This is a genomic window from Brevibacillus formosus (genome assembly GCF_003013405.1).
Taxonomy (GTDB): Bacteria; Bacillota; Bacilli; order Brevibacillales; family Brevibacillaceae; genus Brevibacillus; species Brevibacillus formosus.
Genome location: NZ_PXZL01000001.1, coordinates 106,278 through 120,839 on the forward strand (window position 1 = coordinate 106,278; position 14,562 = coordinate 120,839).

2 protein-coding genes (1 of these 2 cut by a window edge) are annotated in these 14,562 nt (G+C 47.8%); both read left to right on the forward strand.

Annotated features, from left to right (window positions below):
* Entirely contained in the window at positions 1 to 8,259 is an 8,259-nt protein-coding gene (locus tag C7R91_RS00635) for an SDR family NAD(P)-dependent oxidoreductase (protein ID WP_052773367.1), read from the forward strand.
* Positions 8,256 to 14,562, forward strand: the 5' portion of a protein-coding gene (locus C7R91_RS00640) for an SDR family NAD(P)-dependent oxidoreductase (protein ID WP_047068490.1). It continues 5,630 nt past the right edge of the window; the window shows 6,307 of its 11,937 coding nt (coding positions 1-6,307); the start codon lies at positions 8,256 to 8,258; its stop codon lies beyond the right edge, outside the window. The genes C7R91_RS00635 and C7R91_RS00640 overlap by 4 nt, the downstream gene beginning before the upstream one ends.

The following is a 14,562-nucleotide window of genomic DNA, read 5'->3' on the forward strand; positions in this document are numbered from 1 at the left end:
ATGAAGGTACTTTTTCATTCATTTTATGATGTAGAAACCGTAGTGAAAGAAGTAATGACCGACTTATTAAAAGATACGACGAATCCCTTGGATTTTGATAAAAGCTTTGTGGAATTAGGTATCAGCTCGGTATTGTCAGTCGAAATGGTAGAGATGTTGAATGGGAAGCTAGGCATTGACTTGGGGATTGAGGTCATTTTTGATCATGAGAATACCAAGCAACTAGCCACGCACATTTTCGAAAAATATCAGGAAATCGCTCCAACAACAGAGCGTACTAAAGCCGCTAACGGTTCATCAACGATTGCAAGCAAGATGGGTACAATCATTGCTCAACTACTAGATACACCTACGGAGACTTTGAATTTCGATAAAAGTTTCATCGAGCTTGGCATCCATTCTGTATTAGCGGTCGAATTAGTAGAAGCAATCAATGCTGACTTGGGGATTAATCTTGGCGTAGAAGCTATTTTTGATTATACCTCGGTGGGTGAGCTGGCTGAATATATCTCTCTGCAATTTGCGGCAGAGATAGCAGCAGACAACAGCCAAATCTTGCCTACTGGTTTAGAAAATGAACGGAATCATTCGAATCATACAAGAAACGAAATTCGCCACTCCGATATCGCGATTATCGGCATAGCAGGCAGATTTGCTGGCTCGGATACAGTGGAAGAGTTTTGGGAGCATCTTGCGTCTGGCGACAGTTGTATCGGGGAAATAACGCGCAGTGGCTGGGAAGCGGATCAATATTACGGCGGTCTTCTCAGGAACATTGATCACTTTGATGCATCCTTTTTTAATATTACCCCTGATGAAGCAAAAAGTATGGACCCTCAACAACGGTTGTTCCTGCAAGAATCCTATAAAGCTTTTGAAGATAGTGGATACTCGGTTGAACAGTTATCAGGGAGAAAAGTTGGTGTGTTTGTCGGGGGACGCCATTCAGACTACAAGGAGAAATCCGTGTTGGCCGAAGGTGTCTCTTCACAAACGATGCTAGGCAATGAAATGTCGATGTTAGGGGCAAGACTCTCCTATTTTTTAAATCTCAAGGGACCCAGTCTTGCTGTAGATACAGCTTGTTCTTCTGCTTTGGTAGCCATTCATTTAGCTTGCGACAGTCTCCGCAGGGGAGAAACCGAAATGGCTCTTGCAGGCGGCGTGGCGATTCACAGCTCCCCTGAATTTTTTGTGATGTCCGCAAAAATGGGGGTAGTCTCACCCGATGGAACATGCAACACCTTTGACAATCATGCAAATGGCATGGTGTTTGGAGAAGGTGTTGGAGCGGTCGTACTGAAGCCAGTTGCGAAAGCGATGGAAGATGGCGACCATATTTATGCCGTCATCAAGGGCTCGAGCGTGAATCAGACAGGAAAATCAAACGGGATTACAGCACCAAGCATGCTTGCCCAAAAAGAATTGATTGTGGATGCCTATGAAAATGCAGGGGTCGATCCGGAGACGATCAGTTATATCGAAACGCATGGGACAGGAACGCAGCTGGGTGACCCTATTGAAGTGAAGGCATTGATTGAAGCATTCCGTTCGTTTACGGATAAAACACAATTTTGCGCGATTGGATCACATAAGCCCAACATCGGTCATGCCACGATGACATCCGGCCTGGCGAGTCTGTTTAAAGTGGTCATGGCGATGAAATATAAGAAGATCGCTCCGACGATCAGCGTCAAGGAAGTCAATAAGCATATTAAATTGACCGGAAGTCCCTTTTTCATCAATACCGAGCTCATGGAATGGAATACGAGTGACGCGACTCCGCGAAGAGCAGGTGTGAGCGCTTTGGGCTCGAACGGAACCAATTGTCATCTGATTCTGGAAGAAGCGCCGACGGTACAACCGCAAACAAGCATTCAGCAAGCAGGAGCTTATTACTTGTTCCCGTTTTCAGCCAAGAGCGAGTCAGCTCTCACGCAAAAAATGGATGAAATGTCCCAATGGTTAGCAAAAGAAGCGGGACGTTTTCACGAACAAGATATTTCCTATACCTTGTTCACCGGGAGAAGTCATTTTTCGCACCGTTGCATGTTTATTGCCAAGGACGCGGATGAATTACGGCAAAAAATCGCGGAAGTAAAAGAAACGGGTACAGCTGCTGATTATTTTGCCCATGATGAGACAGATTCCGTGCGGCTGGAAAAGAGCTTGAAAGAGCTCGGAGAAAAATTAATGGCAGAAGTAGCAGAGAACCGTTCGCTATCCAACCACGCAAGGAAAGAAAAGCTGGCCACGCTTGCCGATTTATTTGTAAAAGGATACAAGCTGGATTGGCGTTCCTTATATAAAAACGGCAGATACATCCGGGTGCCTTTGCCCGCCTATCCATTTAGAGGGGAACGCTATTGGCTGCCCAAAACAGAGAGACAGGATCGCTTGCCCAAGACCCACCCCGAATTGTGGAAGGAGATGGACGAGCTTCTCTGCAAGCTGTTATGGGGGCAAATGCAGTCCATCGGTTGGTTTACTGACAAGAGTGTGAATGTCGCCGACCTCAAGGCAAAAACAGGCTTTCTTCAGCGTTATGAAAAATGGATGGAAGAAAGTATGGCGATGTTAACTCGTCACGGCTACCTCGATGGCTATGATGGAGAGCAATGCCTCGTGGTCGATCCGACCTTAATCGAAGTAGAAGCGGTATGGGAAGAATGGGATCGACGTAAGGTGGCATGGCGAGAAGATGCCAATCTGGAAATGCGGATAAGGTTGTTGGAAGCTACGATGAAATCTCTGCCGCACATCGTAACAGGTAAGAAACTTGCTACGGATGTCATGTTTCCAGGCTCTTCGATGGAATTGGTGCAACATATTTATAAAAATAACCCGGTGGCAGATCACTACAATGAAGTGCTCGCAGAGACAGTGGCAACCTATGTGGAAGAACGGTTGAAAAAAGATCCTTCTGCAAAAATCCGCATCATGGAGATTGGTGCGGGGACGGGCGGAACGAGCACCTTTGTTTTTGATAAGCTGAAGCCTTATCAGCAGTTTATTGAAGAATATTGTTACACCGACATCTCCAAAGCATTTTTGATGTTCGCGCAAAAGGAATATGGACCGCATGTTCCGTATCTGACCTATCAAATTTTTAATGTGGAAGCGCCTTTTGCTGAGCAAGGAGTACGAGAGGGATATTACGATCTGGTGATTGCGGCTAATGTGCTGCATGCTACCAAAGATATTCGCAAAACCTTGCGCCATACCAAAGCGGTTTTACGAGAAAACGGTTTGGTTCTTTTAAATGAGATTAGCAGTAATTCCTTGTTCCTTCATCTGACCTTTGGTCTTTTGGAGGGTTGGTGGCTGTCTGAAGATACGGATGTACGTATTCCTGGTTCTCCTGCCTTAACTCCGGCAGGTTGGCAAATGGTATTGGAAAAGGAAGGATTTCACTCGATCTCTTTTCCAGCTCGGGAAGCGCATGATTTGGGACAACAGATTGTCATTGGAAAAAGCGATGGCGTCCTTCACCCTGATGTTCGTGTCGGTACGACTGTTTCGCCTATCGTGCGCGAGAATGTACAGCAGGCAAAAGCAGAAGGGAATGTCTCATCGCAGCCAGCACCGCAAAACCTTCCGAGCCAGTCTGTGGTGACCGAGCAGACGGTGACGGATTATGTGAAGGATATGATTATTGAAAAGCTGGTTACCGCTTTGGAAGTCGATGTCGATTCGATCGATGTGGACGAGCCTTTCAGAGATTATGGTTTGGATTCCATTCTTGGCGTTAGATTAGTGCAAGAGATCAATCAAGCGTTGATGATTGAAATTGAGACGACGATTCTTTTTGATTACAGTACAGTAAATCAACTTACAGGCTATATTTTGTCTGAGTACAAAGAGGTTATTGCTCAAGCGTTAGGGCAGAAGATCAGTCTATCCGAGCAGAGGGAAGATTCCGTCTCTGCTATTGTGGCCGAGCCATTTATTCAAGCAGCTCCAATGCTTCCAGTGGATAAAGGGAGCGTGTCAGAAAAAGCTTCGTTCCTCACTGAACCCATTGCGATTATTGGAATGAGCGGTACGTTTGCCTCCTCTGGCAACACGGAAGACTTATGGGATCACTTGGTGAACGGTTCGGATTTGGTTGCGAAAGTGACTCGTTGGGATTTATCAGCGTACGGCTTGGACGAGGCAGAGGGATATCAATACGGTGGGCTTGTAGAAAATATTGACTTGTTTGATCCGCTTTTTTTCAACATCTCGGGTCTGGAAGCTGACTATATGGACCCGCAGCAACGCTTCTTTTTGGAGGAATCCTGGAAGGCGTTGGAGGATGCTGGCTATGCGGGTCAAGGCGTGCAAGGAATCCAATGCGGCGTCTACGCAGGATGCGCCAAAGGTGATTACGATCGTCTCGTGGGAGAGAATCCTCCCGCCCAAGCCTTCTGGGGAAATATGGAGTCCATAGTGCCTGCTCGGGTTGCTTACCATCTGGACTTGCAGGGACCTGCCGTCACGATTGATACTGCTTGCTCCAGTTCCTTGGTGGCGATTCATATGGCGTGTCAAGCCTTGCGGACAGGTGAGGTCGACATGGCATTGGCAGGCGGTGTCTTCATTCAATCAACGCCGGGATTCTATTTGTCTGCCAAGCGAGCAGGCATGCTGTCACCTACAGGACGCTGCCATACGTTTGATGAGCGTGCCGATGGCTTTGCGACAGGGGAAGGCGCTGGTGTCGTTGTACTGAAACGTCTCTCGGAAGCGATCGCTTGCGGCGATCATATTTACGGTGTCATTCGAGGCTCGGGAATCAATCAGGATGGGACGACGAATGGGATTACTGCGCCGAGTGCGAAATCTCAGGAGCGCTTGGAACGCAATGTCTACGATACATTCGACATCAATCCTGAGCAAATTACGATGGTCGAGGCTCATGGAACAGGGACAAAGCTGGGAGATCCGATTGAGTATCAAGCGCTCACTCGCGCTTTTCGGGCCTATACGGATAAAAAAGAGTTTTGTGCGATTGGATCGATCAAGACGAATATTGGTCATACTCAGATCGCAGCAGGCGTTGCAGGGGTCATCAAAATCCTTTTGTCATTAAAACACAAACAAATAGCGCCATCCCTGCATTTTGAAGCAGGGAACACAAACATTAAGTTTGAAGGCAGCCCGTTTTATGTCAATACAAGCCTGAGGGAATGGTCAGTGGAGCCGCAAGCCAAACGTTGCGCGGCGATCAGTTCCTTTGGAGCCAGCGGTACAAATGCGCATATGGTAATCGAGGAGGCACCTCAAGTAGAGCGGATTCACGCGAAAAGGCCAGGCTATTTGCTTGTGCTGTCGGCGCGCACTTTTGAGCAGCTACGCCAGCAGGTTACCCAATTACTTTCGTTTTGTGAAAAAGCACCGGAGACGGATTGTGGAAATATCAGTTATACGCTGTTAGTAGGCAGAAAGCATTTCCATCACCGCTTCTCCTGCATTGTTCAAAATACAGCCGAGCTTGTCCAGCTACTGAAAAAGTGGCTGGAAACAGGAAAAGCATCTCAGGCTTTTGTTGCCGAGTTACATGAAAAAGATCATCGTGAACAAACCGCATTGAAACGTTACGGAAATCAAAGCATCGAGAATCTGCATGTGACGAGTCAGGCAAGCGAATATTTGGAGCAGCTGTCTGTGATCGCGGAATTGTTTGTGCAGGGATATGGAATAGATTATGACAAGCTGTTTGCGAACGATCAATATTCTCGTATCCCACTTCCCACGTATCCTTTTGCCAAGGAACGCCATTGGGTTCTGGAGAGTGAAACAAAAGCAAGAGCAAGGGGAACGGCAAATAACATCACAGCAGCGTCCGTGATCCATCCCATGCTGCATCAGAACACGTCTACTTTCTCTGAGCAACGGTTTAGCTCCACCTTCACGGGAGAAGAGTTTTTCTTGGCGGATCACGTAGTCAAAGGGCAGCGGGTGTTGCCGGGAGTTGCCTATCTTGAGATGGCAAGAACCGCGATGGAGCACGCTGTAGGAGAGGACGTCCACGGGGCTACGTCGATTAAACTACACAATGTCGTATGGGCACGTCCGATCGTTGTAGGTGATCAGCCTGTTCGGGTACATACGGGACTCATACTCGAAGAAGATGGTGAGGTATCCTACCAAATCTATAGCGAGGCAGAGGGCATTGATACTGAGATCGTGGTGCACAGTCAAGGAAATGCTGTACTTACTCCGCGCTCGGAGCTGCACATGCTTGATTTGCCCGTTTTGCAAGAGCAGTGCAGCGAGCAGGTGATTTCATCCGAGGAGTTCTATGAGTTCTTCAGAGCGATTCAAATTGATTATGGACTCGGACATAAAGGAATTGACAAGGTATATGTCGGGCCTGGACAAGTCTTGGCAAAGCTGGTTTTACCGTTATCGGTCACTGGGTCAGAGGATCAGTTTGTTTTGCATCCAAGCTTGATGGATTCAGCTTTGCAGGCATCTGTGGAGCTGACACTCTCTTCCCGCCACGTGATGTCGTCGGACAGTATGGCAAAACGCAAGCCAGTGATGCCTTTTGCCCTGGAGGAAATCGAAATCATCCGCTCGTGCACCTCTGAGATGTGGGCATACGTGCGCTACAGTGACGGCAGCCAAGCGGGGGATAAGGTAGAAAAATACGATATCGACCTATGTGACGACACTGGAACGATTTGTGTACGAATGAAGGGATTCACATCTCGGGTACTGGAGAGAGAGATCCAAACTGATCTTACAGCAGTAAAAGCGCCAGTTGAGACCGCAAGCGAACCGCTGATTGGAACTATGCTGCTTAGCCCTGTATGGGAAGAGGTTATGATGGGCCGTGGTTTGGAAACACCGCTTGCAAGCGATCATGTTCTGATTGTTTGTGCAGATGACGAGAACCGAAGCCTTGTTCAAAAACGCTATCCTCGGGCAGCTATTATGGAGATTACGCCCGCAGAAAGTATAGATGAAATAGCGGTGAAGCTGGAGCAGATGGGTTCGATTGATCATATCATCTGGATTGCACCATGGATTGATTTGGAATACCTGGCAGAAGAGGCCCTGATCATCGAGCAGGAACGCGGTGTGTTTCATGTGTTTCGCTTGCTAAAAGCGCTGCTCAAGCTGGGCTACGATACCAAGGAGCTAGGATGGAGTCTCGTAACCTTCCAGACTCAACCGATTCATCCAAACGATGTGGTCAACCCTATTCATGCCAGTCTTTACGGATTAGTCGGTTCGATGGCAAAAGAATACACGAACTGGCGTATCCGACTTGTTGATCTGGAAGCGGGTCGTGCTTGGCCAATGGATGAGGTTTTCACACTTCCGCCAGATGCTGAGGGGAATGCAACGGTTTATCGCGGAGGGAAATGGTATCGTCAGGAATTGATTCCATTACGTCAGCCGCAATGGGAGCAGGCTTCCTACAGGCAGGGGGGAGTCTATGTGGTGATTGGCGGCGCTGGCGGTATTGGCGAAGTCTGGAGCGAATACATGATCAGCACGTATCAAGCGCAAATCATCTGGATTGGACGCCGAGAAAAAAATGCAGAGATCCAAGCCAAAGTGGATCGACTTGCTAAGCTCGGACCTGCTCCTGTCTATATTGCGGCGGATGCCACGAATCGCAAGTCCTTGTATTTTGCCTATGAAGAGATCAAAAAGCGATACAAACAAGTAAACGGAGTCATTCATTCCGCGATTGTTTTGCTAGATAAAAGCCTCGCAAATATGGACGAAGAGCGCTTCCGTGCCGGACTTTCGGCAAAGGTAGATGTTAGCGTGCGGATTGCGCAAGTATTTGATCGGGAGCCGTTGGATTTTGTCATGTTCTTCTCATCGATCAATTCATTTACCAAGTCGCCTGGACAAAGCAATTATGCGTCAGGTTGTACGTTTAAAGATATATTCGCGCACCAGCTTTCGTTGCATAGCCTCAGTGCAGTGAAGGTGATGAATTGGGGATACTGGGCGAACGTAGGCATTGTTGCCACCAAAGATTATCAGGAGAGGATGGCACAGGCAGGACTAGGCTCCATTGAACCTCGTGAAGCGATGGCGGCCTTGGAAAACCTGCTTGCTGGACCGATGAATCAAGTCGCGTTGGTGAAAACTACGAAATCACAGGCCATGCTTACGATAAATCCGGATAAATCGATTCACATTTATCCAGAAAAACTGGTATCACACATCGAACGTGTAAAGAATGATATGCCCAAACTAGAGTTTTCGTCTCAACGCAGACAATCTGAAATGGAGGCTTATAAATGAATACAATGGATAAGCTTCTCAGTGAACTGCTCTACGGTCAATTACAGACAATCGGGCTGTTCACAGCAAAAAGCCAGACAATAGGAGAGCTCAAAGCCAAATTGCATGACAGGTACGGCAAATGGCTGGAAGAAAGTATAGCCGTTCTCGTGCAAAACCAATATCTTGCGTACGATGGAGAGTCACTCATTGCAAACGAAACCACCCCTATCGATCTCGATGCAGCATGGAAAAAATGGGAGGAAGAAAAAACAGCATGGCTCAACGATCCGAATAGTAAAGCCCAGGTGATTCTGGTAGACGCAACCATGCGCGTACTTCCAGAGATTTTACTAGGAAAGATCCCAGCTACAGAGATCATGTTCCCTAATTCCTCGATGGAATTGGTGGAAGGGATTTACAAACACAATGAGGTTGCGGACTACTTTAACGAAGTGCTCGCCAATACGATTGTTACCTATCTGAAGCAGCGTACGGAGCAAGATCCTTCTGCTCGGATTCGCATTTTGGAAATCGGGGCAGGTACAGGTGGAACGAGTGCGATCGTACTGCCAAGGCTAAAACCCTTTCAGAAGCATATCGAAGAATATTGTTATACCGATCTTTCGCAAGCCTTTTTACTTCACGCCGAAAAGGAATACGGAGCCGAAAATCCATTTCTCACGTATCGGATTTTCAACGTGGAAAAGCCTGTCGAGGATCAGGGGATCGCTGCGGACACCTATGATCTGGTGATTGCCACAAACGTTTTGCATGCGACAAAAAATATTAGCCAAACCTTGCTCCATGCCAAAACCACTTTACAGAAAAATGGCTTGCTGATTCTGAATGAATTAACGAGCAATACCTTGTTTGCTCACTTGACGTTTGGCTTGCTGGATGGCTGGTGGCGCTATGATGATCCGGAATGGCGTATCCCTGGTTGCCCCCTGTTAACGGTTGAAGCCTGGCAAACGGTGTTGAAAAAGGCAGGATACCGATCTGTTTTCTTGCCAGCAGAAGAGCATGTGTATTTATGCCAACAGATTATTGTGGCAGAAAGCGATGGGGTTATTCGTCGCAGCAGTCAACCGAGGCAATCGGCGGTAACAGTTGCGTATTCACCTGCAAAAAAGCAGGCCTCAACGTTGAAGGCGAAGCCACTCAAAAAACAGGTGCCTGTACGCAAAACACCAGCGAAAAAGTCGGGCAGAGTCACTGAGGAATTGCTTCGCGAAAAAAGTACGGCCTATATCAAAACGTTAATTGGTGAAACGCTCAGAATTCCGACCCATCAGATTAAATCATCTGCGCCATTAGAGCAATATGGGATTGATTCGATTCTGGTTGTGCAATTGACCAATTCGCTTCGCAAAGATTTTACGAATATGAGCAGTACGATATTTTTCGAGTATCAAACGATTGATGCCTTGGTCGAGTATCTCATAGAGACGCAAAAGGAAGCGTTGCTCAAGGCAATAGGAGTAGAAGCACAAGAAGCAATTGACGAAGCATACCCGAACGAGCTAGAGAATGAGATCATGACTGACTCTGCTTCAACGGCGTACACCGATCTTCCTGTGAGAAAAACGAGACGCTTTTTATCGGTTCGGGAACAAGAGAGGAAGGAATCCATTCCGCCTTCATCTGTGGTGCGGGATGTGGCGATCATCGGTCTTTCCGGTCGTTATCCACAGGCGAAAAATGTGGATGAATTCTGGAATCGTTTAAAAGAGGGGAAAAACTGCATTTCAGAAATCCCTAACGATCGCTGGGATTGGAAGAGCTATTTTGACGAAGAAAAAGGCAAAAAGGATTCGATGTATACAAAATGGGGCGGTTTTATCGATGATATGGATAAATTCGATCCCTTATTTTTTCAAATCTCTCCCAAAGAAGCCGAGGAGATGGACCCGCAAGAACGGTTATTTTTACAGGAAGCCTATGCGAGTATCGAGGACGCTGGATATACGCCTGCAACTCTGTGCGAAAGCAGAAAAGTAGGCGTTTTTGTCGGTGTGATGAATGGCAATTACCCGACGGGAGCCACTTATTGGTCGATCGCGAATCGTCTCTCCTATCTATTAAACTTCCAAGGTCCGAGTGTGGCGGTGGATACTGCTTGCTCCGCTTCTCTCACAGCGATTCATTTAGCCTTGGAGAGCTTGTACAGCGGTACAAGCGAGTGTGCAATCGCAGGGGGAGTCAATCTCATCGTCGATCCTGTCCACTATATGAAATTGTCAGCTTTGACGATGCTCTCTCCTTCCAATCAATGCAAGTCCTTCGGCGATCAAGCGGATGGCTTTGTGGATGGAGAGGGTGTGGGGGCAATCGTCTTGAAGCCTTTGGATAAGGCGATAGCCGATGGCGACCATATTTACGGAGTCATCAAAGGAAGTATGATGAATGCCGGTGGGAAAACGAATGGCTATACCGTCCCGAATCCGCAGGCGCAGGCGCAGTTAGTGGCAGATGCCTTGAAACGTGCCAACGTACATGCAAGAACGGTCAGTTATCTGGAAGCACACGGAACAGGAACGGAGCTAGGAGACCCGATCGAGGTTGCTGGACTTACTCGCGCCTTTGAAAAAGACACCCAGGACAAGCAGTTCTGCGCATTGGGATCGGCGAAGTCGAATATTGGACATTGTGAGAGTGCGGCAGGGATTGCTGGCGTAACAAAAATATTATTGCAGCTGAAGCACGCGCAATTAGTGCCATCCTTACATTCCAGCACGCTCAATCCCAATATTGATTTCAGCAAGACTCCGTTTGTGGTCCAGCAAGAGTTGGCAGAGTGGAAACGACCGATCGTTGAGATTAATGGCACAACCAATGAATACCCACGAATTGCAGGGATTTCCTCGTTTGGTGCAGGGGGAAGCAATGCCCATGTGATTATTGAAGAATATATTCCGGAAGAGCAAAAGCAATCCAGTTTGAAAATCACACCTCAGAATCCGGCTATTTTTGTTTTATCAGCAAAGAATGCGGAGAGGTTGTATGAGAAAGCACAGCAGCTGCTAGCTTTTATCCAGGAACACTCCTTGTCTGATGCGCACTTAGCCGACATGGCGTACACGCTTCAGGTAGGACGTGTAGCTATGGAAGAGCGTCTTGCTGTCCTTGCTGGCTCTATGAAGGAGTTGCAGCAAAAACTAACAGCCTATGTAGAGGGGCAAGAGCATATTGCTGATTTGTATCGTGGTCAGGTAAACCGAAATCAGGAAATGCTGGATATTTTGACGTCCGATGATGAATTAGAAGAAACGATTGCGAGATGGATGGAACGCGGTAAATACAGCAAGCTTCTCGACCTGTGGGTGAAGGGCTTATCAATCGATTGGAACAAGCTTTATAAGGAAGAGCAACCAAATCGTATCAGTTTACCTACGTATCCTTTTGCCAAGGAATCTTATTGGATCGAAGCCAAGTCTGTTAACAGCAGCGCAGGGGTGGGCTCGATTCATCCTTTCTTGCACCAAAATACATCCGATTTCATGGAGCAACGGTTTAGCTCCGTGTTTACGGGACAGGAGTTTTTCCTGAGTGACCATGTCATCAAGGGTCAACGGGTCTTGCCAAGTGCGGCTTACCTGGAGATGGCACGGGCAGCGATACAGCTGGCGACGGGAGGTCAGAGTTCGGAGCGAGAACAGGTGGGACTTCGTTTCAAAAATGTGGTCTGGACGCAACCCTTGGCTGTTGGGTCAGAACCTGTTCAGGCACATATCGAGCTCTATCCTGAGGCGAATGGTGAGATTGTTTTTGAAATTTACAGCGATAGCAAGGAAGATCAAAGTCAAACGGTAGAGACTGTACACAGTCAGGGCAGTGCCGTGTTGTGCCCCATTCCAGATATTCCTCCATTCGATCTCACCGCATTGCGGGAACAGTGCAACCTAAACACACTCAGCGCTGAACAATGCTATGAGGTTTTTAAAAAGATGGGAGTCGACTATGGGCCTGCACATCGTGCGATTGAGCAAATTTTGATCGGTCAGGGGCAGGTGCTGGCGAAGCTGTCTCTGCCTTCTTCCGTGGCGAAAACCCAAGGACAATTTGAGCTGCATCCGAGTTTGCTCGACGCAGCTCTACAGGCATCGCTTGGCTTGATGATGGCAACCAGTGATTTTTCGCTCATACTTCCCTTTGCTCTAGAGGAATTGGAGATTGTCGGTGCTTGCTCCGCTTCCATGTGGGCACTCATTCGCTACAGGGAGGGCAGTAAAGCTGGAGATAAAGTGGAGAAGTTTGATATCGATTTGTGTGACGAGAACGGGAATGTCCGGGTGCGGATGAAGGGCTTTTCTACGCGCAAGATCGCAAATGAATCTGTTAAATCCAAAGGAGAAGCGCCAAAAGCTTCCGTTTCTTTCGAAGAGGAGAAGGCCGCAGATTCCACCTCACTGATGGAACAGGCAACCCATTATTTTAAAAAGCTGCTTTCCTCCGTCATCAAATTGCCAGCAACTAAAATGGAAGCAGACGCCTCGTTGGAAAAATACGGTGTCGATTCCATTGTGGCTATGCAGATGACCAAGGAGTTGGAAAAGCAATTTGGTTCGTTACCCAAAACGCTATTTTTTGAATACCAAACGATAAAAGAATTAACAGGGTATTTCCTTGAAAACTATCGTGAAAACCTGATGCGCATCCTGGGGATGAGGGAAAATGCGGAAGCCCCTCTCGCACAAGAGCCAGAAGCAACAATTGCGGACGAAAGGACAGCACAGACAGAGCGCAGGAGCAAAAAACGCAAGTCTCAGCGATTTGCCTCCCTGCGCATGGAAACCCAACGAGAAAAAGGAGCGCTGGACATTGCCATTATTGGTATGTCTGGACGTTATCCGCAAGCTTGGAATATACATGACTTTTGGAAAAATCTGCGCGACGGCAAGGATTGTATTACCGAAATCCCAAAAGACCGTTGGGATCACAGTCTGTACTTTGATGAAGGGAAGGACAAGGTCGGTAAGGCGTATTCCAAATGGGGCGGTTTCATAGACGGCGTCGATCAATTTGATCCGCTGTTCTTCCACATTTCCCCACGGGAAGCAGAGCTGATGGACCCACAGGAGCGGTTATTTTTACAGTGTGTCTATGAAACGATAGAGGATGCAGGGTATACGCGCGATGCTCTTGGCAAACACGAAGGCTTGGGAGGCAATGTAGGTGTTTACGTGGGAGTTATGTACGAGGAATACCAGCTCTATGCGTCCGCTGAACAGGCGCTGGGCAGAGCGCTTACGATTGCGGGGAGTCCAGCTTCCATCGCTAATCGCGTCTCCTATTTTTGCAATTTCCACGGTCCGAGCATGGCGGTCGATACGATGTGTTCTTCTTCATTGACGGGGATTCATTTGGCGTGTCACAGCTTGCAGCGCGGAGAATGTGAGGTTGCGATCGCAGGTGGTGTGAATGTTTCTATTCATCCAAACAAATATTTGTATTTGTCGCAGGGCAAGTTCGCCTCCAGTAAGGGACGATGCGAAAGCTTTGGGGAAGGCGGCGACGGATATGTACCTGGCGAAGGAGTCGGAGCGGTATTGCTCAAACCTCTGGCAAGAGCAATCGCTGATGGAGACCACATCTATGGTGTGATCAAAGGAAGCGCCATTAATCATGGTGGAAAAACGAACGGCTATACGGTTCCCAATCCTCATTCTCAATCAAGAGTGATTCGTCGAGCTTTTGAAGAAGCGGGAATTCATCCGAGAACGGTTAGCTATATAGAGGCACACGGTACAGGGACTTCTTTGGGGGACCCTATTGAAATTGCCGGATTGACGAAAACCTTTCAGGAATACACAAAGGAGAATCAGTTCTGCGCAATTGGTTCGGCCAAGTCAAATATCGGGCATGGTGAGAGTGCGGCAGGGATAGCAGGGTTGACCAAGATATTGCTGCAAATGAAATACAAGAAGTTGGTCCCATCCCTTCACTCCAGCACACTTAACCCGAACATTGATTTCAGCAAGACTCCATTTGTGGTGCAGCAAGAGCTGGCGGAATGGAAGCGACCGGTGATTGAAATCAACGGGGTAACGAGAGAATATCCAAGGATTGCAGGGATATCCTCCTTTGGTGCGGGAGGGGCAAATGCTCATCTCGTTATTGAAGAATATATCGAAGAGGAACACCGCCCACAAATCAGCTTCTCAGCAAAAAATCCAGCTGTCATCGTGCTGTCAGCGAAGAATAAAGACCGCCTCCGAGAGCAGGTACAGCGGTTGTTGTCTGCTATTCGGGAGCAAGAGCTGACGGACAACGATCTAGCAGAGATTGCCTACACGCTCCAAGTAGGACGTGAAGCGATGG

Excerpts from the sequence above, each read along its gene's own strand:
- C7R91_RS00635 (WP_052773367.1), top strand. The coding sequence starts at position 1 with ATGAAGGTACTTTTTCATTCATTTTATGATGTAGAAACCGTAGTGAAA.